General features: G+C 49.9%; 23 protein-coding genes. 14 read left to right on the forward strand and 9 right to left on the reverse strand.

Annotated features, from left to right (window positions below):
• The first annotated feature begins 63 nt into the window (after positions 1-63).
• The 8 genes from OGY13_RS19385 to OGY13_RS19420 all read left to right on the forward strand — a co-directional run bounded on the left by OGY13_RS19385 (position 64) and on the right by OGY13_RS19420 (position 6,803).
• Positions 64-240, forward strand: coding sequence for a host cell division inhibitor Icd-like protein (locus OGY13_RS19385; protein WP_001118612.1), 177 nt, complete (start codon positions 64-66; stop codon positions 238-240).
• Entirely contained in the window at positions 233-592 is a 360-nt protein-coding gene (locus OGY13_RS19390; RefSeq protein ID WP_023203540.1) for a hypothetical protein, read from the forward strand. The genes OGY13_RS19385 and OGY13_RS19390 overlap by 8 nt, the downstream gene beginning before the upstream one ends.
• Positions 593-623: 31 nt before the next feature.
• Positions 624-908, forward strand: coding sequence for a hypothetical protein (locus OGY13_RS19395; protein ID WP_023203539.1), 285 nt, complete (start codon positions 624-626; stop codon positions 906-908).
• Positions 905-1,288, forward strand: a complete 384-nt coding sequence (locus OGY13_RS19400; protein ID WP_023203538.1) for a DUF5375 family protein — start codon at positions 905-907, stop codon at positions 1,286-1,288. Before OGY13_RS19395 ends, OGY13_RS19400 begins: the two co-directional genes overlap by 4 nt.
• Positions 1,285-3,957 (forward strand): TOPRIM and DUF927 domain-containing protein, encoded by a 2,673-nt coding sequence (locus OGY13_RS19405; protein WP_023203537.1) that lies wholly within the window; start codon positions 1,285-1,287, stop codon positions 3,955-3,957. The genes OGY13_RS19400 and OGY13_RS19405 overlap by 4 nt, the downstream gene beginning before the upstream one ends.
• Positions 3,958-4,357: 400 nt before the next feature.
• The gene (locus OGY13_RS19410) at positions 4,358-5,119 is read left to right on the forward strand and encodes a phage polarity suppression protein (RefSeq protein ID WP_023203536.1); all 762 of its coding nucleotides are present in this window, start codon (positions 4,358-4,360) and stop codon (positions 5,117-5,119) included.
• Positions 5,119-5,391 (forward strand): Ogr/Delta-like zinc finger protein, encoded by a 273-nt coding sequence (locus OGY13_RS19415; protein WP_023203535.1) that lies wholly within the window; start codon positions 5,119-5,121, stop codon positions 5,389-5,391. Before OGY13_RS19410 ends, OGY13_RS19415 begins: the two co-directional genes overlap by 1 nt.
• Positions 5,392-5,837: 446 nt before the next feature.
• A complete protein-coding gene (locus tag OGY13_RS19420; protein ID WP_024235421.1) occupies positions 5,838-6,803 on the forward strand; it encodes a DUF4062 domain-containing protein in 966 nt (321 codons plus the stop codon).
• A gap of 29 nt (positions 6,804-6,832) precedes the next feature.
• On the opposite strand, the gene OGY13_RS19425 is transcribed toward OGY13_RS19420, so the two are convergent.
• Positions 6,833-7,858 carry a phage portal protein gene (locus OGY13_RS19425; protein WP_074676096.1) on the reverse strand — a complete coding sequence of 342 codons (1,026 nt, stop codon included), beginning with the start codon at positions 7,856-7,858 and terminating at the stop codon, positions 6,833-6,835.
• A 593-nt stretch (positions 7,859-8,451) separates the two neighbouring features.
• Positions 8,452-9,084: an ECs1377 family protein gene (locus OGY13_RS19430; RefSeq protein ID WP_048215836.1), complete on the reverse strand. Its 633-nt coding sequence runs from the start codon at positions 9,082-9,084 to the stop codon at positions 8,452-8,454.
• 327 nt (positions 9,085-9,411) lie between these two features.
• On the opposite strand from OGY13_RS19430, the gene OGY13_RS19435 reads away from it, so the two are divergent.
• On the forward strand, positions 9,412-10,443 hold the full coding sequence (locus tag OGY13_RS19435) for an isoaspartyl peptidase/L-asparaginase family protein (protein ID WP_286637818.1): 1,032 nt from the start codon (positions 9,412-9,414) through the stop codon (positions 10,441-10,443).
• A gap of 342 nt (positions 10,444-10,785) precedes the next feature.
• A complete protein-coding gene (locus OGY13_RS19440) occupies positions 10,786-11,394 on the forward strand; it encodes a DUF1062 domain-containing protein (protein ID WP_213752551.1) in 609 nt (202 codons plus the stop codon).
• A 76-nt stretch (positions 11,395-11,470) separates the two neighbouring features.
• Here the strand turns inward: OGY13_RS19440 and OGY13_RS19445 are convergent, their stop codons facing one another.
• A complete protein-coding gene (locus OGY13_RS19445) occupies positions 11,471-13,369 on the reverse strand; it encodes a methyl-accepting chemotaxis protein (protein ID WP_032944111.1) in 1,899 nt (632 codons plus the stop codon).
• A 372-nt stretch (positions 13,370-13,741) separates the two neighbouring features.
• Here OGY13_RS19445 and OGY13_RS19450 point away from each other — a divergent pair, with 372 nt between their 5' ends.
• Positions 13,742-14,281: a DUF2058 domain-containing protein gene (locus tag OGY13_RS19450; protein WP_100272066.1), complete on the forward strand. Its 540-nt coding sequence runs from the start codon at positions 13,742-13,744 to the stop codon at positions 14,279-14,281.
• 105 nt (positions 14,282-14,386) lie between these two features.
• On the opposite strand, the gene pgtA is transcribed toward OGY13_RS19450, so the two are convergent.
• The 3 genes from pgtA to pgtC are packed head-to-tail and all read right to left on the reverse strand — an operon-like array spanning position 14,387 to position 18,829.
• Positions 14,387-15,634, reverse strand: a complete 1,248-nt coding sequence (gene pgtA / locus OGY13_RS19455; protein WP_032944112.1) for a two-component system response regulator PgtA — start codon at positions 15,632-15,634, stop codon at positions 14,387-14,389.
• Positions 15,624-17,618, reverse strand: a complete 1,995-nt coding sequence (gene pgtB, locus OGY13_RS19460; RefSeq protein ID WP_172111188.1) for a two-component system sensor histidine kinase PgtB — start codon at positions 17,616-17,618, stop codon at positions 15,624-15,626. The genes pgtA and pgtB overlap by 11 nt, the downstream gene beginning before the upstream one ends.
• A gap of 11 nt (positions 17,619-17,629) precedes the next feature.
• Positions 17,630-18,829 carry a phosphoglycerate transport regulator PgtC gene (gene pgtC, locus OGY13_RS19465; protein ID WP_104856825.1) on the reverse strand — a complete coding sequence of 400 codons (1,200 nt, stop codon included), beginning with the start codon at positions 18,827-18,829 and terminating at the stop codon, positions 17,630-17,632.
• Positions 18,830-19,244: 415 nt separating this feature from the next.
• Between pgtC and pgtP the strand changes: the two genes are divergently transcribed.
• A complete protein-coding gene (gene pgtP, locus OGY13_RS19470) occupies positions 19,245-20,636 on the forward strand; it encodes a phosphoglycerate transporter PgtP (RefSeq protein WP_186413128.1) in 1,392 nt (463 codons plus the stop codon).
• Positions 20,637-20,745: 109 nt separating this feature from the next.
• Here pgtP and OGY13_RS19475 read toward each other — a convergent pair whose 3' ends face one another.
• Complete coding sequence (locus OGY13_RS19475) at positions 20,746-20,988, reverse strand: DUF2545 family protein (protein ID WP_008785383.1); 243 nt, start codon at positions 20,986-20,988, stop codon at positions 20,746-20,748.
• Between the two features lie 440 nt (positions 20,989-21,428).
• Here OGY13_RS19475 and lpxP point away from each other — a divergent pair, with 440 nt between their 5' ends.
• Positions 21,429-22,349, forward strand: a complete 921-nt coding sequence (gene lpxP, locus OGY13_RS19480) for a kdo(2)-lipid IV(A) palmitoleoyltransferase (protein WP_186413127.1) — start codon at positions 21,429-21,431, stop codon at positions 22,347-22,349.
• A 41-nt stretch (positions 22,350-22,390) separates the two neighbouring features.
• Here the strand turns inward: lpxP and OGY13_RS19485 are convergent, their stop codons facing one another.
• Positions 22,391-23,005: a lysozyme inhibitor LprI family protein gene (locus OGY13_RS19485; protein WP_079935172.1), complete on the reverse strand. Its 615-nt coding sequence runs from the start codon at positions 23,003-23,005 to the stop codon at positions 22,391-22,393.
• 343 nt (positions 23,006-23,348) lie between these two features.
• Between OGY13_RS19485 and ypdK the strand changes: the two genes are divergently transcribed.
• On the forward strand, positions 23,349-23,420 hold the full coding sequence (ypdK, locus tag OGY13_RS19490) for a membrane protein YpdK (RefSeq protein ID WP_010723117.1): 72 nt from the start codon (positions 23,349-23,351) through the stop codon (positions 23,418-23,420).
• 67 nt (positions 23,421-23,487) lie between these two features.
• Here the strand turns inward: ypdK and alaC are convergent, their stop codons facing one another.
• On the reverse strand, positions 23,488-24,726 hold the full coding sequence (alaC, locus tag OGY13_RS19495; RefSeq protein WP_008785386.1) for an alanine transaminase: 1,239 nt from the start codon (positions 24,724-24,726) through the stop codon (positions 23,488-23,490).
• Between the last annotated feature and the right edge of the window lie 384 nt (positions 24,727-25,110).

Raw genomic sequence — 25,110 nt, forward strand, 5'->3', positions numbered from 1 at the left:
CGCCCCGGAGTGTTTGCGGCACTGCCGAGGCGTCTGACCAAAGCGTTAGATGAGGTAACGAAAATGGCTAAACAGAAGTGTACCTGGTTATTTGCGGCGATCAACCGCAGTCAACGCAATGCCCGTCCTGTGATGTTAAGGATCACCGCAGATAACGAGCGCTCAGCGCGGCGCAGACTTGCCCCGGACTATGTGCTGAGCTTTGCCGGTCGCATTCCCTGTGGAGGTGAACATGCGTAATTATCCGCAACCCGGCGAACGCTGGCAGCATGAGCGTGGCTGGACTGTCACGATTATCAGATTAACTGAAGCCTCGCCCTCCGTGGCGCTGGTTAACCCTGAATTCAGCTGTGAAGTGCTGATTCGTCATGACAGCGACAATAAGCTTTCTTCCTGCCCTCTGGCATGGTTTGAGCAGCGGTATACGCGCCTGTTTAATGCCCCGCTCTTTAAACCTTCGCTAGCTCCCGCGGGGGGTAGCGGCTCTGGCTCGCTGACGCTGCATCCGTCGGTGGTATTTACCCGCTGGCGGGAGCGCAGCATACGGCGTTCTGCTGAACCTGACGACAGTCACTATTCAAAGTTTCTCTGACAAAACACCGCTGAAAACGGAGTAATCCACGATGAATATTTCAAACGGGCACAACGGTGCTCAGGGCCACGCTTTGCCTGAAAAACACAATAGCGGTGCTTTTGCGTATGGATTGTCAGAGGACGGTTTCGGAAAGCTGGACCGCGCCAGAAAGGCCTGCGACATGTTGCAGCTTCTCTTTTCTGAATACCCCTCGCAGGGCGGAACGCTGGATGCAGGATGTGCGCCAGGCATCGCCGCGCTGATGGAGTACCTGCGGGCAGATTTGACGGATATTGCGCACAGTTGCGAACTGATTGAAGGAGGCACCCAATGAACCAGCCGCAGGTTTCTATTTTTCCGGCAGAAATGACCACTGCGCTTTACCGGCGGGCTATTGCATCGGCCTGGCGCCAGAAAGCGCTGACCGAAACCGGCTGCGATCACTATGGTCCGCACAGCCTGACGGTTGAACGTATTGAAATGGCCATTGCCCTGCATATCGAGTGCGCACTGATTAACGAATATGGCGAAGCACAGGGAGCAGCGGCTGCACTGGCGCTGCTGACTGACATGCTGGAGCCATCATTGCTGACCGCGCCACCGGTACTGACTGTGCGCGGCTGTGAAGTGATGGCGGAGCTGTACCGCACACTTCCGGCGGCATTTGATGACTTCTGCAGCTCGGGTGTATCGCTGTATCAGGGGGAAATATGACAACACAGACGGTTACGCAGATTTCAGCCGCAGCGCGGGGAAAATGGCCCGTCATTCTGCAGATGCTGCGTATTGATGTACCTGAAAACGGCAGGCACGGTCCCTGCCCGAAATGTGGGGGCAAGGATCGCTTCCGCCTCGATGACCTCGACGGGCGCGGGACGTGGATTTGCAGCCAGTGCGGCAATGGTGATGGTCTGGATCTGGTTAAGCTCATAACCGGTTACGGCATCAGAAAGGCAGCGCAGGAGGTGGCGCAGGTGCTTAATGTGCCGGATGTGCAGGAACTGCCCGTTAAGCCCGCCAGGCAAAAAGCCCCTAAACGCGATATGAGCCTTACCGTGGCGGCCCTGATGAAAGAGAGTCACACGGGAGAAAGCCCCTATCTGACCGGAAAAGGGTTCGCCGGATACCCGGCCTCCCTGACCGGGAGCGTGCAGCATATCAGTGGTAAGGATTTCCCTGCCGGTTCCCTGCTGTTACCGCTCACGACAAACGCCGGAGCCGTGACCGGTGCACAGCTTATCGCCCCGACGGGTGAAAAAAGCATACTGCCCGGCAGCACGATGAAAGGCGCGTTTGTGGCGCTCAGCCCGTTACCGTCTGAACCGCCGGTACAGGTGGTGATTACCGAAGGTTACGCCACGGCGCTGACGGTAAGCCAGCTCACCGCCGGATGCGTAGTGGCGGCCATATCGGCGGGCAACCTGCCCAACGTCGCACAGGCGCTGCGGGCACGCTGGCCTGAGGTAAAAATTATCATCGCCGGTGATAACGATTTTCAGGACGGGGGCGAGAATCCCGGCAGATCCTTTGCTGAACGGGCGGCAAAATCAGTCGGTGGCTGGGTGACGCTGCCACCGGGAGAAATTAAAGCTGACTGGAATGACTTCCACCGTGAGCACGGTATTACACGTGCCCGTGAAGCCTTTCGTAACGGTCTTGTACTGTGCGGAGAAGGCCGCACGCAGTTGCCGCACGGGTTCCGTCTTACCCAGGAATATCTCTGGTATGAAAAACAGGTACAGCGCAACGGTGAGACGGAGATCCAGAACGTCAAAATATGCAACCCGTTGCGCGTGACGGCAATCACCTGCGATGCTGATGGCGGTAATTTCGGGCGACTGCTGGAGTGGGAAGATACATGGGGAGAGCGCCGCCGCTGGGCGATGCCGATGGAAATGCTCAGTGGTAGCGGTGAGGAACTACGCCGGGTACTGCTGGTTAACGGGCTGTCCTATATCAGCACCACCGGTGAGGCCCGCGCCCGCCTGATGGAATATATCTCGCTGTGTAAACCGGAACGCCGCGTGACCTGCGTCAGCCGCACTGGCTGGCATGGTCAGGTTTACGTCCTGCAGGATGAGGTCAGCGGTGAAGGTGCAGAGGGTGTCATTCTCCAGACCACTTCCGTGCAGGGGCGCGATTTCCGTGTGTCAGGTACAACGGAGGAATGGCGGGAGCACGTTTCCCGTTACTGCACCGGTAACTCCCGCGTGGCGTTTGCCGTCAGTCTGGCCTTTGCTGCACCCCTGTTACGGCTGGTTGGGATGGACGGCGGCGGCTACCACCTCAAGGGGGAATCGACTGACGGTAAGACCACCACCATGAAAGCGGCAACCTCCGTTTGTGGCGGGCCTGATTACTGGCAGACGTGGCGGGCAACCGGCAACGCGCTGGAGGGATGCGCCAGCCGCCGCAACGATGCCGCCATGATGCTTGATGAGATCCGGGAGGTGGACGGACGCGAGGCGGGTAATATCGCCTACATGCTGGCAAACGGTCAGGGCAAGGGCCGTGCCGGTACGGACGGTGAGCTGCGCACCCGTAAGCAGTGGCGGCTGCTGTTCTTTTCAACCGGCGAGCTGTCACTGACCGAACATGCGGCAAAAGCCGGTGAGCGTACCTTTGCCGGGATGGAAGTCAGGATGATCCAGATCCCCAGCGATTCCGGGAAATTTGGCGTATTTGAGGAGCTGCACGGCTTCGACAGCGGCAAGGCTCTGGCGGAACATCTGGAGTGGGCCACGTCCAGCTACTACGGTTCGCCGTTCAGGGAGTGGCTGAAAGCCCTGACCGCTGACCTTAACGGGCTGACGGCACAGGCAAAGTCACTGATGAAGGAATATACAGCCGCCCTGACCCCGAAAGATGCGGGTAATCAGGTAGGCCGGGCTGTGAACCGCTTTGCACTGGTGGCGATGGCGGGCGAGCTGGCAACCCGGCTGGGTATTACCGGCTGGCCTGAGGGTGAAGCGCTGCGGGCAACCCGCGTCTGCCTGAACGCATGGCTGAAAGATCGCGGGCACACCGCCAATCAGGAAGATATTGCCGCACTGGAGCAGGTACGCAGCTTCTTTACCGCGAATCAGTACAGCCGCTTTGCTGACTGGCACGACGAGCGTAACCGCCCCGGCAATATGGTGGGCTGGCGCAGGGTGGAGAAAGGCAGTACCGCGCAGGGCACGGAGGCCGTCACCACGTTCTACGTCATGCCGTCCGGCTGGAAAGAAATCTGCCGGGGATTTGACCCGCGCAAGGTGGCGCGTCTGTGCGCGGATCGTGGATACCTGCTGCCCTCCACCGATGGCAAGCTGCAGACAACCATTCGCCCGCCAGAGATGAATCCCCGCAGACTCTATGTCTTCAACAGCGAGGTGCCGGGTTAAGGCTTTGCGTGAGTCTTATTTATTAAGGGTAACAGGTGAAACAGGTGGAACACCCGTATTTTACAAGGGCTAAACCTGTTTCACCTTCTGAAATAGTGAGGTGGAACAGGTGGAACGCCAGCCGATCCGCTGTTCCACCTTGTTACCTGCGATGTTTCACCTGTGATGTGCATATAAATGTTTTACAAAACAATGCTGTAACACCTGTTCCACCTGTTTCACCGCATCCGGGACATAAAGCAGGCTGAAACAGAGGCATTTTTATCTGGCTGGCTGTCATGGCCGCGTCTGAATAACCGCAAACGCCCGTTGTGCCAGCCACCACACACTGAGCGCCGATAGTGCGCTTGTGTCAGTCACGACACAATTGACGTAACGAACCAACCCGGCAGGAGAAGTCATGAACAACACCGCAGAGAATAACAACCTTTCCACTTTTCCGGCTGTAACGCAGCAGGCAATGGAAACCCTGAACACGGCCAGAAGCGCATGGCTTGAAGCACGTCGTCGGCAGAAAGCGGCAGCGGATAATATTGCGACAATCCGCCAGCGCCGGGCTGAAATGGAAGCCACGACGAACGCGCTGAATGAGGAGTGGCGCACGCTGTTTCGTGAAAGTCAGGGCGTAGTCTCAAAGGAAATGAAAAAACTGCGCACGGAAATTGCGCTGGGACGAGAAACGCTTGAGGATTTTGATGAACTGCTGGCAGCTCAGGAAAGCGAAAATGCCTTATTACCGCAGGAAGCCGGGAAATTAGCCGGGCAGTATATCAGCGCACATAACACCCTTGTGGAAATTCGCGCAAAGCAAATCTGGGAAGACTTCATGCAGGCGCATGGTAAGGCGTTAATCCAGACACTGAGCCTGCTCAAAACCACAATGGGGCGGGAAGCCAGTGCCGTTGTGGGGGTGGTGAATTCAGTTAATGACCCGGACACACTGCTGAAAGACTTTATTCACAAACATATCACCAAACCGGCTCTTGCTAACACTGCGATGCCGGAACTGGACCCTGTGTTTAAACTGGCGGGCGTTGCGCCGGATTATGCGGCTCGTGTCGATTTAAGCAAAATCCCGTCACCGGCGGCCCTTCACAAAATGAAGATCCGTCAGGAACGTGAAGAGCTGCAGAAACGTAACCGTGATATGGAGGGTATCTGATGGCGCTGAAATGTCCTGAATGCGGCACCGTTGCACACGCCAGAACCACCGCCTATGAAGCACCGTCGGTTAAACGCTCATGGTATCAGTGCCAGAATCTTGAATGTTCCTGCACATTTACCGCTCTGGAAAGTGTGGATAAGATAATTATGAAGCCCCGGCGCAATGAACAGGAATCAGACAAAGCACAAATGCCGGAAAAACAACAGCAAACGCTCAATCGCTATGGCTCTGCATCAAAGTTATCAAGCCGCCAGCAAATCCCTGTCTGATTAGCAAAAAACGCCTACCTAATCCCGGCCCGGCACCGGGATTTTTTACGCCTTTTTCCTGGCTGGCCTGAGAGCGCATGAGTGCATGTCTATGGCGCATGAAAACGCATGAGTCTCATGCATCATTTTTGACGTGAAAGCCCTTGTGTGGCGGCTCCTGAGGCGATTTACGGGGTGCATGAAAACCATTCTGTTAAGCGAAGCGGGCAGGCGGGCGGGGCTGCTCGCGCTGAGGGGAGATCTAGGGAACTTACGTTAATCGGTCTTGAACACGCTTTAACCTATATCATATGATTATGCTCTGATGTTGGTATCTGCGTCTAATGTCTTTCTTTCATCAACTTTTTCAGCATTAGATACTAGTAAAAGACTAATAATACCAACTTAAATTTACCTATAGCATTTTGTAGGTATGTTAGATGACAATAACTCTATATGGATAAAAAATGAATAGGAAATTTCAAGTTTTCATTTCATCAACTTTTACAGACCTCATTGAAGAAAGGCAAGCTGCGGTAAGTGCCATATTAACTGCCGGGCATATACCTGCGGGAATGGAGCTATTTAAGCCTGGAGACAGAAGCCAGTTAGAAATTATTAAGCGCTGGATAGATGAGTCAGATATCTACATCCTTATTCTGGGAGGGCGTTATGGAACGATTGCTCCCGGCAGTGATTATTGCTATACAGAGCTCGAATATGATTATGCTTTAAGTACAAACAAACCTCTATTTTCGATAGTCATTGATGACGAATATCTAGATGAAAAAGTTAAAACAGTTGGTAAGGAAGTTCTTGAATTAGATAACCCGACAAAATATGAAGCTTTCAAACAAAAGGTCAAGGGGTATCCGGTGGAATTTTTTCGGGATATTAAAGATATACAAATATCAATTTATAAGACACTTCCTCAAATTGGTGTCGAGAGAAATCTCCTTGGGTGGGTTTCTGGAAAGGAAATATCAGAGTCAAGTGTGTTAATAGAACAAATATCTAAACTAACGAAGGAAAATGAAGCTTTAAAATCTGAGGTTGAACTTCTCAGAGCTGCACGTTCTCCTGAAAGTAAAGCTATAGTAAAAAAACCATCTGAGGAAGAGTTCAGTAAAATATATAAGCTATTTGAAAATACACAGTTAACGATCCCGACAAAATTATCCGAAACTCCAGAGCCAGTTAAAACAACAGCAATGCGACTCATTTTGCTGTATAGAGGAACTATTCTTTCTGGGTTAAGATCAAATTCGACTGACTTAGCTGGTTTTTTGGTTAGAAATGTTTGCACGTTAATGATGGTCCATGGCCTACTCAAAACAACGCCAATAATGGAAAATCGATATCTTCGATACGAGTTAACTGAGAAAGGTGCCGCATTTTTCTCATATATCGATTTACGTAACCTTCCCGATTAAATAAAAAAGCCACTTCAGTGGCTTTTTTATTACTCAAGTGTATAAGGTTCAAAACTAATTATTTTCTCGCCACACCAGTCGTTCAGTTCCTGCAGTCGCTTCTGTAGCGGCATCAGTTCGTTGCGAACAAAAACACGGCTGGCTTTTTCTACATCTCCAAACCCCCCAACGTTACTCGGCATGATTCCCATCATCTGCGGTGGCACGCGGTGCGCTGCCATCATGTCATCACGGCTCACGTTCTTGATGTTCAGAAACTCATCTTTCGCCGCAACTTCGGATAGGGGGATGATCTGGATGCCATCTTTTTTGCCATTGGGTGAGTACATAAAGAGATTGCGAAAATTGCCCGGTCCTTTGGCACTTTTCATTGCCTTGCGGATGTTGTTCACATCCTCCTGATTCTGCGCAGCGTCGGTCATGTACATGATGAAGCCTACATGGCTGCCGTTGATGTAATATTTCCGACGGAACAGCGTTGCGGACTCGTTGAGCAGGGTTGACGGAATGGCGGAGAGATAACCGGGCAGCCCGTAAATCTCTTGGTTAATATCCGGCTCCATCAGATGAAAAATGTTGCCTCTGGTGAACTCATAAGGCTGCATCGTCAGGCCGTAGTTCACAAACCAGTAGGATTCTAGGTCAACGCCGCGCCGGGTATACTTTGCCAGCGCTGGCTCCAGTGAGAGGACACCACCCAGCCAGTTGGTGCGCTTTTCCAGATAAGCATTACCAAACACCAGATAATCCTGAACGAAACGGGCGAAAGACTGCTGGCTGAGCAAGCGGTGTGGGATGAAGGTGCTGCTGAGAATGTCACGCTTAACAGCAATTGGTGAACTGTGATGCACGGCAGCGCGGTAGGTACGTGCCAGCCCGGCAAAACTGACCGGCGGTTCATACCAGCGATCAATCTGTACGCACTCCACATAATCAAGCAGCTCGCGCCGGTCCAGTACCGGAATGGGATCGCCAAAGGTGAAGCATTCTGCAGAGGGCTGCGGTTCTGTTGCTACAGTGACCTCAGGTACGGGAGTTTTGTCCGGGTTATCCATATTTTTCTCGCTGTGAACAATTCTTGAGTGATCAGGTGTGTCGTGAACAGTACAACGATATTTGCTTGACGGTCTGATTACTGCGGGCGGGTATTGTGTCAAATTCGATACAATAAAGGGTTTTATGAATGAGAATACGTCATATCACATGGGGGATGGTATACACGGTTAAACCCGGTTATAGCGCTGGATGGTGAGTGATTTAAAGCCATTCTGGTATACATAAAATGAAAAAAATACTTTAGGGTGTATCCCCCTGACTTCCCAGAGTTGGCGCTGGTTTGCGAGCAGCATTGTATAATGCGTGGGGTGTGATAACTTTTTTGCGCATTTTTCAACCTTTTCGCAGATTTGCCAGCCCCCTGCCCCGTCGTTTTTTCATCCAACTATTCATTATTGAAACTGACGGAATAGGCCGATCTCTATGGCCTTAATGAGATGTTTTTATCGTTTGATGGTATCCATGATGGTATCAACAAAACAACCACTTAAATTACCTTTATAAAACATAGATATAAATACATTTTCGATTCCTGCAGGGACACCATGAATTCTTATGCTCCCCGTTATAATCCCTTCATTTACCAGTCAGTTCATCCCTGGGCCAGGCGATAAAAAGGCACATTCCTCACTGTTGCAGTAAGATTGTCGGACACCATTGTCTGCTTTGTCGCTATCCGCATCCCTGCTTTTCTCAGCCTCAACACATCAGCGGCAATACGCTGGCTGCCAAACCAGAAAAGCCCGTCCAGCGCAGTGACATCAAGGCCCGATTCCAGTGCCAGCTTCAGACGTTCACGCGGCGCTTTTACTGTTTTAGCAATCTGCTGATATGGCGCTTCGCTTGAACCTGCAGGACTAATGCGCCGGATACGATGTGACAGGCGGTACTGAAATTCATCCGGTATCCCACCGAGACTCGCTTTCAGGCTGTAAACACAACCAAAGCGTTTGCCGTTAAAGATGACGTTTTTCTGACTAAGCTGCAGCTCTTCACGCACGCTGGCAATCAGTTGTGGAGTACGGAGTAATAACAAGCGGAAAGGCAGCTCAAAGCTGGTCACGTAGTCCACATTCAATAAAGCAATACGCAGACGTTCTTGGGGCCCCGCCTTCATTTCCCGGCATTCAGCAATAACATCAGCCCACTGGCCGGTAAGACGGGAACACTCTGTCGCCTCAGTAAAACTGTATTTTTCAGCCTGATAATCAATACGCTCGGTCACACTGAATTCCCTTCTGGCCAGATTTCGGTATTGGTTGCTCACTTTACCAGCGACAGGCTGCAACCAGAAGCCTGCAGGCATTGTCAGTGGAATGAGAGAAACTTCTGCGGAAACGCTTCATTATTTGGTAAATCAATCATTAAAAATATTTTATGACTAAAATCAATTCACATGAATTATGACTATTGAAATATAGCCATGATTAATTTTTAGCCTACTCATCAGGGAAACTACTCCCAAGCAGGCTGATTAATACCGGTAACAATAAAAATTACCGGTGACATTGTCCGAAATGATTCATCGCCTAGAAAAAAGGAATTTATTCATATGATCAGAATCAAGACCTGTATCGCTACCTTGACCCTATGTACCTTACTAACTACTCCCGCATGGGGAGACACGCAATCGCCGATACGGCTGGTGATCCATGGTGGTGCCGGTACTATTACAAAAGATACCATCACACCAGAACAAGAAAAGCAGTATACAGAAAAACTCACTGAAGCTCTGAATGCTGGCTATGCCGTTTTGAATAAAGGCGGTAGCAGCCTGGAAGCCGTTCAGAAAGCGATTAATGTTATGGAGGATTCCCCTCTCTTCAACGCAGGTAAAGGCGCCGTGTTTACCCACGATGGCCGCAATGAACTGGATGCGTCCATTATGGACGGGAAAAGCCGAAAAGCCGGTGCCGTTGCCGGTGTAACCACTGTTAAAAACCCAATTAATGCGGCGTATGCCGTTATGACGCAAAGTCCACATGTTCTCATGGTCTCGACAGGCGCGGATACCTTTGCAAAAGAACAGGGACTCGCAATCGTTGCTCCGGCTTATTTCAAAACTGATTTTCGCTGGCAGCAATTACAGAATGCAATTAAAAAAGAAAAAGTGCTCCTGGATCACGACGGAAAGAGCGCAGCTCTGTTTGCTGATCCGATGATGTATGACTATAAATATGGCACTGTCGGTGCTGTTGCACTGGATAAAGAAGGTAATCTGGCTGCCGGAACATCTACAGGCGGAATGACCAACAAACGTTACGGACGAGTAGGAGATTCACCTATCATTGGCGCAGGTAATTATGCCGACAATGAAACCGTGGCGGTATCCGCAACTGGTTCAGGAGAAATGTTTATCCGCACGCTTACCGCTTATAACATTGCAGCCCAAGTGAAATACCGCAATATCCCTTTAAAGGACGCAGCACAGAATGCCCTGGATGAAGTTAAGGCGCTGAATGGCAGCGGTGGGGTTATTGTGCTTGATAAAGCAGGTAATTACACCATGTCCTTCAACTCTGAAGGGATGTACCGGGGAACCATAGGTAATGACGGAAAACCTGTTGTAGCCATTTATCGTTAATGATGTTTCCCCGCCATAAAGGCGGGGATGCTCTGTGACTCACGTCAGTCCCTTTCTCTTTTCAACAACCTCCCCTCGAATACCTACAGGAAGAAATTACCAGGATGACCGACGCCATAAGTTGCACTCCCTCCGGGCAACATAATAAATATTGATTGAACTCATATACTTGAGTGTATCCACACTGATAATCTCGCGAGATTCATTTGTTGGCAGAAAGGGTCACTGTGTTAGAAATCTTTTCTTAACCCACTGAAAAATATTTAAAAATATTTTCCTCACATAAAAACGATGGTTCGTTCAAAACGGTTCCGAATTTATTTGGGTTAAAAAAGGTACGGTATGAAAGTCACATGGACTGTCACCCCTGTCGGGTACCAGCGCATAGCTAAGCGTTGTCCATCATGTAATGTAAAACGCGAATTCGCACCTTCCGGAGCATTCAGAGTCAATTCGCAAAAAAAAGTGCTCGATATCTGGAGCATTTATAAATGCATCCACTGCGAATACACATGGAACATCTCGCTGTTTTCACGGCTTCACATCAGCAAAATCAATCGTGAGCTGTATCATCGATTTATCACCAACGATGCCAATACGGTTCACTATTTTGCCAATGATAAAGCGACCCTGAACCGGAATAATGCTGAGCTTGCAGGTAAACCTGATTTTCGTATTCAGGAACAGTGGCAGGTCAGCATCAATAGCGGCCAGAACGTCACCGTCAGCATCAGACTTTCCCATTCTTTTCAGATTAATGTGCTATCGATATTGAAGCGACAGCTTTTACTCAGCACTGCGGAGATAAAGAAACTGATAGATGAAGGTCATATTCGCGGTGTTACGATGAAAGAACTTAAATCCCGAAAACTCATGACAAGACAATTGGATTTTAAGCTGTCAGTAGTCATATTATGTGCTCAGCGAAAAGTTGTTCTGAGCCAGCGTTAACAGTATGCAACTTACAATAAGGCGATGAGACTTAACCGACCCGGTATGTTGTCCGGGTCGGTTAAACTGCATCACGTCAGACAACAAAACGGTTAACCAGATCCTTCATGGTTGCCGACAGATTGTCCAGCCGCTGGCTGTCGCTCGCAGCCTGAGATACCAACGCCGCATTTTGCTGTGTGACCTGCTCCATCGGTCGTAATGCCAGGTTTATCTGGGTTACCCCTTGTGACTGCTCCGTCGCCACACGAGCGATATCCGCAATATATTGCTTCATACTGGTGGTATTATCCGCCGCGGCTTTCAGCGCGGTAGCAGATGCAGTAACCCGCTCAACACCCTCACTAATTTTGACCATATTCTGCGCGACCAGCTCACGGATTTGGTTAGCCTCTTTGGCGCAACGCTGCGAAAGATTTCTCACTTCACTGGCTACGACAGCAAACCCCCTGCCCATCTCTCCAGCACGTGCAGCTTCCACTGCCGCATTCAGCGCCAGTAAGTTAGTCTGAAACGAAATATCATCAATCGAGGTCACAATATTCGAGATTTTCTCACTGGAAGCGCGAATATCCCCCATGCTCTGGTTCGCCGCACTGGCAACGTTACTGGCCTGTCGGACCTCTTTTTCCAGTCTGATTGTCAGATGCTCAGCTTCGCGGGCATTATCCGCTGTTTGCGTAATCGCAGTTGATAGCTGCTCCATACTGGCCACAGCTTCTACTATTGATGCAGCCTGTTCATCTGTACGTTGAGCCAGATCCTGATTTCCCGCCGTAATACTGCTACTGGCATCGGACAAAACCACGGAGCCTTGCTTAATCTCCTGTACGATATGCTGAATACTTTCCAGCATCGTGTTATAGGCACGATTAAGTGAGGAAAGCTCATCTTTGCCCGGGGTCGCCAGACGTTGAGTCAGATCGCCATTCATACCCGCAATCTTGCGTAGCGTGTCACTAAACTGACGGTGCATATTGATTGCGATGGCCCCTGCGAACGTCAATGATGCCAGGAGTGCTAACAGGCTAACAGCCATATATATTTGCCAGTTTTTTCGTGCATCTTGCGCGAGTTTTTCTGCATTCGCCAACAGACGATTCGCTGTCACATTTTCTATCTGCCGCATCACTTCAATACGCTGGGTTTGTACTTTAAACCAGACCGTAGGATCGACACCAAATCCACCGTTCTCGACATGGTTAAACGCGATCTCGCGAAATGCGAGGGCTTTTGACGCTTCTGCTGACTGTAAGCGGCTTTTCAACATGGCCGCCTGTTCCGGTGAACTCAGGCGTAACGATTCTGCCAACCAAACGTTCTGTTTACTGACGACATCACTGAGTTGATGTAACTGTCCGTCGGCGAAATGGCCGGAGGAAAAGATATTTGATAACAGCGCCCGTTCAATACCCGCTTGTTCTTTCAAATTCAGCAGGTTGTAGTAGGCGGCGAATGCGTTTGCCATCTCGCCTGAATCCGTCAACTGCCCCAATCTACCCACAAAATTCAGCACATCAGCAATGACATTGGTATAAAACTTAACCACATCTGAAGCCGGAAGCCCCAACTGCGTGACGTTTTCGCGGATGGTAGCGAGCGAAAGAATATTTTTCTTAAACGCAGCGACAGAAGTGGCGACATCCCCTTCCGGTAAGGCAGTATCGGACAGTGACCGCACAAATACCTCGATCTCGCGATCGGTCAAAGCCCGCTGTGCGTTTAACTCATCTTTGAACGTCTTCCCTTCAGCCCCCAGAAACCCGACACTCATGCCGCGTTCTTTTTGCAATTCATGCACTACATTTCCGGCACTGCGTGCGAGCGCTGTCAGTTGGGCAATATTCTCCATCTGCCGTTCTGTCTCAATGCGCGTTAATATTCCTGAACCAGCAAACCAACATAACGCCAGTAATAATGGTTGTAGCGCAATTATTAACTTCATTTTCATCGGCATTCGATAAACCCACCACATGCCACTTCCCTCCATTATCCATATATTCATTATGGTTATCGGCGTAAAGAAGCGGCTCTTTAAATTTGAACAATGGGCAACTGTTTGTTTTTTAGATTAAATTTTTGCCAAGATAACTCTATTTAATTACTTCAATTAGAATAAAACTCTAAATAATTAACACATGCGAATCTATGCTCCATTTTGCTAACTTATTTGGCATATTATTTTTTATTAAAGAATCAGGTAATCATCAACTGATTCAGATAGAGAGAGAAGCACATGACAGTGACAGCAGCCCGAGATAACAGCCATGGCGCGGCCATCATTCTGGCGTCCCGCCGAACGTTAAGGTTATAATCCTTACAACGATTTTTTGGATTAGAAGCGACAATGACAAAACTTACCCTACAAGAACAGATGCTTAAAGCGGGTCTGGTCAGCAGCAAAAAAATGGCGAAAGTGCAGAGAACGGCGAAAAAATCGCGCGTTCAGGCTCGTGAAGCCAGAGAAGCGGTTGAAGAAAATAAAAAAGCACAGGTCGAGCGTGATAAGCAGCTCAGCGAACAGCAGAAGCAGGCCGCATTGTCTAAAGAATACAAAGCGCAGATCAAGCAACTGATTGAGATGAACAAAATCACCATTTCCCGTGGCGATATTGGTTACAACTTTACTGACAATAACCTAATCAAAAAAGTTTATGTTGATAAGGTAACCCAGTCTCAGTTGATCAAGGGCCGTCTGGCCATTGCCCGCCTGACGGCTGAATGCAGCAGCGAGAGCGAATATGCCATTATCCCGGCTGTTGTCGCCGACAAGATTGCCCAGCGCGATGCAAGCTATATTGTTCTCAATTGCGAACTGAGCCAGGAAGCGAAGGACGAAGACGATCCGTATGCTGATTTTGTCATTCCTGACGATTTGATGTGGTAAGAAAAACACCCCGATAATCACCCAGAGTTCCGTCGCGTATTTCGGTGAACGCTAGCGCCGCCACCGAAATACCGTCAACCGCTCTTCTTCCCCACACGCCATCTGCTAAAACTTATAGTGTTCCTTGCTCAGTCCGTATTTTCTCATGCGCAAATACAGTTTCTTACGCGGAATTTGTAAATACTCCGCCACTTCATTAATACGTCCCTGATGAATATTAAGCGCTTCGGTAATGATCTGTCGCTCGTACTCGTCGACCCGACGATCGAGCGGTGTCGGTTCGGGCAAATGTAGCTGTGGATTCGCGGTTTCAGCCAGTGGCAATAACCCAACGGCAAAAAGCTCGGCGGCATTGGCCAGCTCTCGAACATTGCTTAACCACACGCGACGCCGCATTCCTTTTAGTAATTCCCCGTCAACCTCGGGCACGGGATGGTTCAGGCGCAGACAGGCTTTCTGCAGATAATGGCGAAACAGCGGCTCAATATCATCTGGGCGCTGAGACAGCGGCTGGCAACCAATTTGCGTCATCGCAAAACAGTAATAAAGTTCGGCCACAATCTGATTGGTTGCCGCCAGTTCCACCAACGAAGTGGCGCCAATGCCAATTAAGCGAAACGGACGCCGCTCCTGGCTTTGCAAATGCACCAGTTGGTGCTGCTGTTCGCGCGTCAGGCACTCAATATGGCTCAGGACCAGCGTTCCCCCTTGCGCCTGGGCAATAAGGTCATTGAGTTGCCCCGCATTCTCTAACGTCAATTCCCCGCGGATAAACGGTCCTTCAGCACTGCGCCCAAGCTGATGCAAATAACGGGCTCCGGTCATACGCCCCGTTCCCGGCTCGCCATAAAACCAGACGGCAATATCCGTTTCAGCCAGTTGCCGTAAGCGCTGGCGGTACTGATTAACCCAGTCACTGTAGCCGACCAGTTCAACCTGGAGCTTTTGCTGGCAATAGTGACGACGTGCAATCACAGATTTTCTCTGACGCAACGCATCCTCTACCAACACCAGCAGTTTGCCTGGATCAACCGGTTTTTGCAGAAAATCCCACGCACCTTTCTTCACCGCGTCCACCGCCATCGGGACATCGCCATGTCCGGTGATCAACAGGATCGGAAGCTGATTGTCATCCTGATGAAACAACGTCATCAGGTCGATTCCATTACAGCCAGGCATACACACGTCGCTCAGGACAATCCCTGGCCAGTCGGCCTGCAGCCAATTTCGGGCATCAAAAGGGTTACTGCATGCGAATACATGATATCCCTCCTGTTCAAGCAACAAGGTGTAAGCGTCAAGAACATCGGCATCATCATCAATAAGCAGAACAGAATATTCATCACTCAACATCGTTTACATCCGTCAGATTAAATTGCAGAACGACGCAGGCATTGCGCCCCGGGGTCGACGCCAGGCGCAGTTCGCCGTTCATTTGCATCATTAACGATACACAAATCGATAAGCCAATACCGAGGCCAACATCCTTACTGGTGGTAAAAGGTTTTAACAGTGATGGTAATAATGCTCCAGGCCAACCGGGGCCGTTATCGCTAATAAATACGCACAACCGGCTGCCTTCGGTCTGCCAGTGAACCTCTATTTTCGCCGCAACCGGACAGGCATCCAGCGCATTTGCCAGAACGTTTACCAGCACCTGCTGGATACGCACTTCATCACCAGCCACCCACACGCCCCGGTCTGGGAGCGTCAGCGTACCCTGCTGTGGCTTGTGTCGCATGGCCAACAGTTCCCAGGCAGCGTTGAACGTTTGTCGGAGATCGACCGGATGCAGAGGCGTGCCAGGTTCGGCCCGGCGAGCAAACTGACGCAGTGAACGGATAATGGCATCGATGCGAGTAATCAGCCCTTCCGCTTTGGTTAATGTGCTTCTGGCCTGAGCGGGTTGCCCCTGTTCGATTGCCCTCCCTGCCGTAAACAGGTACATCGACAGCGCATTCAGCGGTTGATTAATCTCGTGCGCCAGCGTGGTCATAGTCTGGCCGACCACTGCCAGTTTTGCCGTCTGGATCAGCTCATCTTGCGTTGCACGAAGATCAGATTCAATCTCCTTGCGCTCGGTCACTTCCTGCTCCAGCTGATTTTTTTGCGCGCTCAACTGGCCCAGGGTATGACGCAGTAAGCCTGCGATACGCCCCAGTTCATCGCGTCCATATACCGGGATAGAGGCATCCGTTCTGCCAAGACCAATTTGCACCACGGCCTGGTTGAGCGCAGTAAAACGCTTCACCAGACGCGAGCGAATGAAGTAGTGGTTAAGCCCCCAGGCGAGAAGTAGCGCCAGCAGCGTCGCCAGCAGGATAAGTCCACCGCTGACGCGAACAATTTGTTCCAGCCGCTGGTTAAACGTCTGCATTTGCTGATGGCTACTCCCCAATTGCGCTTCCAGCAGTGTTCGAAAGCGCCCAAGCGTGGCCTCTCTGGCATGGCTGGCATCAACCAGCGCTTTTTGCGCTGCGACATAATCGCGCATCGTATCGGGCATTTTATTTTTCATCATCCCGATTTCCAGCAGCTCATCGATAGTTTGTCGCAGTGTGATAGTACTGGGCCAGTCATCGAGGGTGCGGATATTTTCATCCGCCGTTTTCTTCAGATTTTCCAGGTAGCGGATGTGATTCTCCACCAGCATGCCATCGTCGCTACCCGATTTCAGTTCATTGAGCCTGTCGCGTAAATCATCAACGATCTGGTTTTCAATTCTTGCCAGGGTGTAGACCTGCTGCTGCTCGTTTTGCACCTCTCGGGCACGTTTGAGATACAGCGCCGCATCACCATTTTTGGCCTCGATTTGATCCAGCAACGTCCCCTGCTGCCAGGTAAAATCCTGCACCAGTGAATTCAGCTCAGTAGTAAAATCATCATGTAGCCAATCAATGCGCGCGGAAAGCTCGCTCACTTTTTCGCGTACAAGGAACATGTTGTAGAGCACCCGGTCCAGTTCCGCCATCAGCGCCCGGCTGTCCTGCAAAATCACCGCCAGTTGCTGCTGTTCTGCTGGTTGCAACCCCCTGCTCAGCACTTCGATTTTATCCAGATGCGAGATTATCTGATTGCGCAGTTGCAGCCTTACTGTTGTATTGGGAGCCAGCAGGAATTCATTCAGTTGGTCCACAACCAGATTGAGATTCCCTTCAATCAAAAAAGCGGAATGCACGCGCGGGAAGTAATCATCAAGCGAATAGCGTATCTGCGAGCTCTGCTCATGCCAGGAGTATAAACTGACGCAGCTTACGCTCAACGTCAGTAATGCGCCCGTTAGAAAGGCTCCCCGCAGGCTGCTGCTGATGCTGAGTTGGCGAAGGCGTTGCAGTATCGATCCACCTTTCATTTTAATTCTTCCAGTTTTGATATCGCCTGACGCTGGTTTTTAAGAAACCAGAGCTGCCACTCCATCATCTGCTGTTCGGCAACGCTTTTATTATCAAACTGCGCAAGCCAGGCTTCATCTTCACTACTTTTGGCATCTATCGGAACGCTGGTCAGTAAGGCTCTGATTTCGGGTAGCGGGCGTTTCAGGCGTGCTTCCGCACTGTATAGTGCCCGCCATGCATCCTTCAGTTGCGCAAGACGAAAACTGATGGCGGTATCAAACATCCGCTGCACTAACTGTTGTCGCTTAAGGATCAGCCGATAATTAAGCGGAGGCTGGTTCAGTAAAATAGCCTGCTGAGCAGCGCGGGGATTATCAGATGCGAGCTGCGTTACCGGATATTTCCCCGTATTCGCATCAGCAAGGATCCGCTGTCCCTCCGGGCTTAACAAATAGCGGATAAAACGACGCGCTTCATTGGGGTGCTGGCTGTTCTTGAGAACAGCAACATAGGTTGGCGATACCGCCGAGCGTGGAAAATAGGTAAAAGCCAGGTGAGGATCGTTAAGCAACAGGTTGGCATAATTATCAATGACCGGCCCCGCCACGCCCAGGCCACTCTTAATTTTGTCGGCTACGCCAAAACTGCGTGATGAAATCGTCACCAGATTTCCAGCACTCGCCAGCAGCGTCGCCCACCCCTCTTCCCACCCTTTTTGCTGTAGCAATGACTCAACCATCAGATGGTTGGTATCCGAACGCGATGGGCTACTCATCAACAGCGCGTTCTGATATTTGGGCAGCGTTAAATCCCCCCAGTCGGCAGGAGGCGACAGATGCCGTGCCACCAGAGCAGAACGATTAATCAACAGACCAAAACCAGATATCGCCACTGCCACGGAGGTCGAACGGATAGAGTCTGGCACCAGCCGCTGGCTTTCCGGCAACGCATTTTCGAAAGGCGCCAACTTCTGATGCTCCTGCAGATGCTGCAACAGCATAGGGGATGAGGTCAAAATCAGATCAACATTTTCCGCATTCGCGGTATCCAGCAGTTGCTCCAACGAACTGCTGGTCCGGTTTAACGTGCGAATCATCACCGACCCCGGTTCAGTCTGCCAACGCTGAATAATCCAGGCCGTTGCCCCAGGGGAAAAGGTTGTCGCCATTACCAGCTCTTTACCCTGCGCCAGGCAACTCACCGACAACGACATAAAACAGAGCGAGAACGCCCAACAACGCCCCCGGCCCAAAAGTCTGTTTGTGATCCCGTTCATAAATACCAACATATGCAAAAAATAATATTGAGACAAAACTTACCCGTTTATCACCGACTGGGGGAAGAATAAGGTTATTCGTAGAATAACCAAACGGAAAGTGACGACATCGGTAAAGAATACCCGAAAACGCAGTCTGAATTTGTTAATATCCGCACACGCCGATGATAAAAGCGTTCGTAAAAGAATGGAATTGAAAAGCCATTATTTAAAAAGAGTCAAAATCAGCCACGCAATCCACAAATTGTGTCAATAGTGACTCATTTCATCAACTTGAGTTTCTCTGCCGTCTATTTCACTCTTCACTGCGAAAAATCCTGATATTCACATCAATATAAATTTAGGTGATGATATGTTATCCATATTTAAGGCAGGGCCAGCGGCAAATAAAGTCCCGGCGGAGAAAGTCCAGGAAACTTATGGCCGATACCGCATTCAGGCATTACTCAGCGTATTTCTTGGCTATCTTGCGTACTATATTGTGCGTAATAACTTCACGCTATCAACACCGTACCTGAAAGAACATCTGGATCTCAGTGCCACGCAAATTGGTCTACTCAGCAGCTGCATGCTTATTGCCTATGGGATCAGTAAAGGCATTATGAGTAGTCTGGCAGACAAGGCCAGCCCTAAGGTCTTTATGGCATGCGGCCTGGTTCTGTGCGCCATCGTAAACGTCGGTTTAGGATTCAGTACCGGATTCTGGATTTTTGCCGCTCTGGTCGTTTTCAACGGTTTGTTCCAGGGTATGGGCGTTGGCCCTTCATTTATTACTATCGCCAACTGGTTTCCGCGTAAAGAACGTGGACGCGTCGGCGCATTCTGGAATATTTCTCACAACGTTGGCGGTGGTATTGTCGCTCCGATTGTTGGTGCCGCCTTTGCCATTTTAGGGAGCGAGCACTGGCAAAGCGCCAGCTATATTGTCCCGGCCGGTGTTGCCGTACTGTTTGCTTTTATTGTGCTAATTCTGGGGAAAGGTTCACCGCACCAGGAAGGCTTACCGGCTCTGGAACAAATGATGCCGGAAGAAAAAGTAGTATTAAATTCCCGACACACTGACCAGGCGCCAGAAAATATGAGCGCCTTCCAGATCTTCTGCACCTATGTGCTGCGTAATAAGAATGCCTGGTATGTTTCACTGGTAGATGTCTTCGTCTATATGGTGCGTTTTGGCATGATTAGCTGGTTGCCTATTTATCTGTTAACCGAAAAACATTTCTCGAAAGAGCAAATGAGCATCGCTTTTCTGTTTTTTGAATGGGCGGCAATCCCTTCCACATTACTGGCGGGCTGGCTTACCGATAAACTGTTTAAAGGCCGTCGCATGCCGCTGGCCATGATTTGTATGGCGCTGATTTTCGTCTGTTTGATCGGCTACTGGAAAAGTGAATCCCTGCTGATGGTCACTATTTTTGCCGCCATTGTGGGTTGCCTGATCTATGTTCCACAGTTCCTCGCTTCTGTTCAGACGATGGAAATCGTCCCCAGCTTCGCAGTAGGTTCTGCAGTAGGACTGCGCGGATTTATGAGCTACATTTTTGGCGCATCGCTGGGCACCAGTCTGTTTGGCGTAATGGTCGACAAAATGGGGTGGCACGGCGGCTTCTATCTGCTGATGGGGGGTATTGTTTGCTGCATCCTGTTCTGCTACCTCTCTCATCGCGGTGCGCTGGAACTTGAGCAACAGCGAAAAAATGCTCAGCAAGAGGAAGCATCACTCCAGTTGGCGGATGCCCGGTAATTCATTTCGGTCTCACAAAAAAGTGCCAGCGATGCTGGCACTTCGATAAACTTAGATAAATAATAAATAACTCAAAGTGATAATTTATTGCTAAACGTAAGATTGCAAATTATTGCTTACCATCCGCGACCATAAAGCGAATGATCAAACCACATGTCGGAGCAAGAAACAGGAATAATCCAGTTACCATTTCGTTACCATTGGTCAGCCGCATAGTAAAAACGTAAATTAATGCCGTAAGGATGGCCATGCCGAGAAAAGCGCTAATTGACGCCGCAGCGCCTATAACCTGCCAGATATAGCAACTGACGCACAGAATGCTCAGTATGAGAAAGGTCCAGAAATAGAGCATAGCGATACCTCCTGTCTGCCGTAAACTTAACGTAAGTCCTTACACTCCCTTAACTTTATATTCTAAGACAATTCCTATCCGCATGCAATTTGAGCAACATTTTATTCACAAAAATCATTCGACCGCTTACTATTACACTGTTTCTCCGTCGTTTATTTAATCATCATAAAAACAACGAATTATATATAGGCGAAATTTTGCCCTTAATCGCCCTAAAAACATTTACGAATCTTGAGTAATTATTTCTGGCTGACATTAATTTTCGGGTGTACATTGTGCGTCCGATCATTCATGCCCCCTCGTGGTTTTGTCCTGACTCAGTTTTACACTCTTTACAGGAACCAATGTCGTTCATGGCGGCCTAACGATCAGTGCAGAGTGTAAAGCGACAGGCAAAGAATCTTCGCGATACATCTATTTCGTATCAACAACAGGTGCTTATGTTCCCCCAATGTAAATTTTCACGCGCGTTTTTGCATCCGCGCTACTGGCTCACATGGTTTGGTGTTGGTGTGCTCTGGTTACTGGTACAGCTTCCCTATCCCGTATTGTGTTTTCTTGGTACCCATACAGGAACGCTGGCTCGTCCATTTTTAAAACGCCGTGAATCTATTGCACGTAAAAATCTCGAACTCTGTTTCCCAAATCTGTCACAGGAAGAAAGAGACAAACTGGTCGATGAGAATTTCCGTTCGCTCGGCATGGGGCTGCTTGAAACAGGTATGGCCTGGTTCTGGCCGGACCGTCGGGTGCGTAAATGGTTTGATGTAGAAGGGCTGGACAACCTGAAGCACGCTCAGATGCAAAACCGTGGCGTGATGGTCGTTGGCGTACACTTTATGTCGCTCGAGTTGGGTGGTCGCGTAATGGGGCTTTGCCAGCCAATGATGGCAACCTATCGTCCGCACAATAATAAGTTGATGGAGTGGATCCAAACCCGCGGTCGTATGCGCTCCAACAAGGCGATGATCGGCAGAAATAATCTGCGTGGTATTGTCGGCGCCCTGAAAAAAGGCGAGGCAGTGTGGTTTGCCCCCGATCAGGACTATGGTCGTAAAGGGAGTTCTTTCGCCCCCTTCTTCGCAGTCAAAGACGTGGCGACCACCAACGGTACCTACGTGCTGTCACGATTATCGGGCGCAGCAATGCTGACCGTAACCATGGTGAGAAAAGCAGATAACACCGGTTACCGCCTGTTCATCACCCCAGAAATGGAAGGTTACCCGGCAGATGAAAGCCAGGCTGCGGCGTATATGAACAAAATTATCGAAAAAGAGATCATGCGTGCACCCGAGCAGTATCTCTGGATCCACCGTCGCTTCAAAACTCGCCCGATGGGTGAAGCTTCGTTGTATATCTAAAAAGAAAGGCCGTAAGGCCTTTCTTTTTTTCTACGGTTGAATTACTTAACGCCCCATTTGCTGTGCAGCTCAGTCATTCGCTCGTTGTAATTGCGGGCGATGCAGGCTGATTTATCCTGTTCCTTCCAGCACTCGTTACGCCCTTTCACCCAACCGCGCTGCTCTGCTTTCAGAGTCGGGTTATTGCTCGATTTAACCAGCGCCTGCTTGTAGGCCCCGTTTAACGCTAAATCCATTTCTGAGAGCGAAGGACTCTGGCAGATAATCTCTTCGATACTGCCCTTTGCAACCGCAGCGCAGGAAAAAGAGGGTCCAGTGCTGGTCGATTTTTTGGCCCCAGAAAAGTCAATATTATCTTCAGGCAGGCATACCCCGTGCTTTCGATTCGGCCCACTCCAGGAAACGTCCGGATTTCCGTCATCTTTACGAGAAATAGAAACCGTATTGTTCCCGCTTTTGGCTTCCCAGTAATTTTCATTGAAGGCCTTCACCGTCGCCTTCGAGCCATCAATCCAAACATTGCCTTTGCCATCACTATTCACACCACCAATACTTGCGCAGCTGAAATTAAACGCCAACGGTGAGGCCGCCATCGACGTCAGTGGCGTAAAAACGAGTGCTAACATCATTAATCTGGTCATTTTTAACCTTTTCATTATCTCATTCCGCGAAAAATTAACCGCATTAACATCATGGCGATATGAGAATTCTCCGAGTAACCATTCCGTCGCTCAATAGCAATTTATTACCGGCAGAAATTAAACTGTCGCCGAATCACGACAGTTGTAAGTTATTAAAATTAAATAAAAAAATGCCTCTTGTCTCTCCTCATTTTTAGGCGTACATTAGCGCCGTCTGGAGCATTAAAGCTCAGAATTCTGAGGTGATGCAGCCAAGCAAATGAGGGGTATTCTCCCTTTCGTTCGCGAGTGCATCAGCTCTCTGTCAGGTAAGCATATGTTCATTTAGACGTACCTCAGGTACGCGGAGAGATGAAAAGTGAAATATTTCTTTATGGGCATTTCTTTTATGGTCATCGTTTGGGCCGGTACTTTCGCCCTGATGATCTAAATTAAAAGACGCAGCAAAAAAACAGGAGCCATCAGGCTCCTGTTTTGCATTTTGGGGGAACATTCTGTCAGTCGGTACTTTCAGAAGTCGATTTTGCACTGGTCGGTAACAGGCCATCTGCGCGAAACATCGCCTTGATGCCGCGAATAGCCTGGCGGGTACGGTCACGGTTTTCAATCAACGCAAATCGCACATGCGTATCACCATAATCACCAAACCCAATCCCTGGCGAAACGCATACCTTCGCTTCGTTCAGCAGCTTCTTGGCAAACTCAAGTGACCCCATCCCGGCGTATTGCTCTGGAATTTTCGCCCAAACGTACATTGAGGCCTTTGGCATCTCGACCATCCAGCCTGCTTCATGCAGTCCTTTGACCAGCACATCGCGACGACGTTTATATTGCTCAGCGATATCCCGCACACATTGCTGATCGCCTTCCAGCGCGGCAATTGCCGCAACCTGCAGTGGCGTAAAGGTCCCGTAATCGTGATAGCTCTTGATTCGCGCCAGCGCGTTCACCAGCGTTTTGTTGCCCACCATAAACCCGATACGCCATCCCGCCATGTTGTAGCTTTTCGACAGGGTGAAAAATTCAACAGCGACGTCGCGAGCGCCGGGTACCTGCATAATCGATGGTGCCTTCCAGCCGTCATAAACAATATCAGCGTAGGCCAGGTCGTGAACCACCAGCACGTCATAGCGTTTAGCCAGGGCCACCACTTTCTCAAAGAATTCCAGCTCGACGCACTGCGCGGTCGGGTTGGATGGGAAACCTAAGATCATCATCTTCGGCTTCGGGTAACTTTCGCGTATTGCGCGTTCCAGCTCATTAAAGAAGTCGACCCCCTCAACCAGCGGCACTGAACGCACCTGCGCGCCGGCAATCACCGCGCCATAGATATGGATGGGATAACTTGGGTTGGGCACGAGGACCGTATCACCGTGATCGAGTGTTGCCAGCATCAGGTGCGCCAGCCCCTCTTTGGAACCGATGGTCACAATGGCTTCGGATTCAGGATCGATCTCAACGTCATAGCGTTCCTGGTACCAGCGGGAAATCGCCCGACGCAAACGCGGAATGCCGCGTGAGGTGGAATAACCGTGAGTATCCGGGCGCTGCGCCACGGTACACAGTTTTTCGACAATGTGAGGAGGCGTGGCCCCATCCGGGTTCCCCATACTGAAATCGATAATATCTTCGCCGCGCCGACGCGCAGCCATCTTCAGTTCAGCGGTGATGTTAAAAACGTACGGGGGAAGGCGATCAATACGCGTAAAGCGACGTTCAGGGCGGGAGTCAGCCATAATATCCTCAGATTAACGTTAGCGCCCGGACCGTCCGAGCGACGCTGCCACGATGGTGGCACGTTTAGAAAATAGCCTGAATAATTTCCTTCTGTCGAGAGGCAAAACAAAATATTTTTTCCTGACGAAAAAGAGGAACAGCTGAGTAAAATGAGGAAATAACCATTTTCACAACCCGCCAAAAATTACCATCATTTAACATTTTGTTGTTAAATACATTACCTTGAACGCAGCACTCACAGGACAGGTATTGTAAATACAACAATCATGCAACAATCCCCTTTTAATATTATGGTTTTTCCCCATTAGCTCTGAACTGCGGGGGTGCTGGTCATCCTGCCTCAGGTTACCTATCATAGTGGTTTAACCCTTGCGCAAGAGTCA

Origin of the sequence: Citrobacter sp. Cpo045, assembly GCF_030332875.1 — a bacterium.
GTDB lineage: Bacteria > Pseudomonadota > Gammaproteobacteria > Enterobacterales > Enterobacteriaceae > Citrobacter > Citrobacter portucalensis.

Excerpts from the sequence above, each read along its gene's own strand:
- OGY13_RS19400 (WP_023203538.1), top strand. The coding sequence starts at position 905 with ATGAACCAGCCGCAGGTTTCTATTTTTCCGGCAGAAATGACCACTGCG.
- OGY13_RS19445 (WP_032944111.1), bottom strand. The coding sequence starts at position 13,369 with ATGTGGTGGGTTTATCGAATGCCGATGAAAATGAAGTTAATAATTGCG.
- OGY13_RS19450 (WP_100272066.1), top strand. The coding sequence starts at position 13,742 with ATGACAAAACTTACCCTACAAGAACAGATGCTTAAAGCGGGTCTGGTC.
- OGY13_RS19410 (WP_023203536.1), top strand. The coding sequence starts at position 4,358 with ATGAACAACACCGCAGAGAATAACAACCTTTCCACTTTTCCGGCTGTA.
- pgtA (WP_032944112.1), bottom strand. The coding sequence starts at position 15,634 with ATGTTGAGTGATGAATATTCTGTTCTGCTTATTGATGATGATGCCGAT.
- pgtC (WP_104856825.1), bottom strand. The coding sequence starts at position 18,829 with ATGTCGTTGTCGGTGAGTTGCCTGGCGCAGGGTAAAGAGCTGGTAATG.
- lpxP (WP_186413127.1), top strand. The coding sequence starts at position 21,429 with ATGTTCCCCCAATGTAAATTTTCACGCGCGTTTTTGCATCCGCGCTAC.
- OGY13_RS19395 (WP_023203539.1), top strand. The coding sequence starts at position 624 with ATGAATATTTCAAACGGGCACAACGGTGCTCAGGGCCACGCTTTGCCT.
- OGY13_RS19485 (WP_079935172.1), bottom strand. The coding sequence starts at position 23,005 with ATGAAAAGGTTAAAAATGACCAGATTAATGATGTTAGCACTCGTTTTT.
- OGY13_RS19390 (WP_023203540.1), top strand. The coding sequence starts at position 233 with ATGCGTAATTATCCGCAACCCGGCGAACGCTGGCAGCATGAGCGTGGC.
- OGY13_RS19435 (WP_286637818.1), top strand. The coding sequence starts at position 9,412 with ATGATCAGAATCAAGACCTGTATCGCTACCTTGACCCTATGTACCTTA.
- OGY13_RS19475 (WP_008785383.1), bottom strand. The coding sequence starts at position 20,988 with ATGCTCTATTTCTGGACCTTTCTCATACTGAGCATTCTGTGCGTCAGT.
- OGY13_RS19425 (WP_074676096.1), bottom strand. The coding sequence starts at position 7,858 with ATGGATAACCCGGACAAAACTCCCGTACCTGAGGTCACTGTAGCAACA.
- OGY13_RS19385 (WP_001118612.1), top strand. The coding sequence starts at position 64 with ATGGCTAAACAGAAGTGTACCTGGTTATTTGCGGCGATCAACCGCAGT.
- OGY13_RS19415 (WP_023203535.1), top strand. The coding sequence starts at position 5,119 with ATGGCGCTGAAATGTCCTGAATGCGGCACCGTTGCACACGCCAGAACC.
- pgtP (WP_186413128.1), top strand. The coding sequence starts at position 19,245 with ATGTTATCCATATTTAAGGCAGGGCCAGCGGCAAATAAAGTCCCGGCG.
- alaC (WP_008785386.1), bottom strand. The coding sequence starts at position 24,726 with ATGGCTGACTCCCGCCCTGAACGTCGCTTTACGCGTATTGATCGCCTT.
- OGY13_RS19440 (WP_213752551.1), top strand. The coding sequence starts at position 10,786 with ATGAAAGTCACATGGACTGTCACCCCTGTCGGGTACCAGCGCATAGCT.
- OGY13_RS19420 (WP_024235421.1), top strand. The coding sequence starts at position 5,838 with ATGAATAGGAAATTTCAAGTTTTCATTTCATCAACTTTTACAGACCTC.
- OGY13_RS19405 (WP_023203537.1), top strand. The coding sequence starts at position 1,285 with ATGACAACACAGACGGTTACGCAGATTTCAGCCGCAGCGCGGGGAAAA.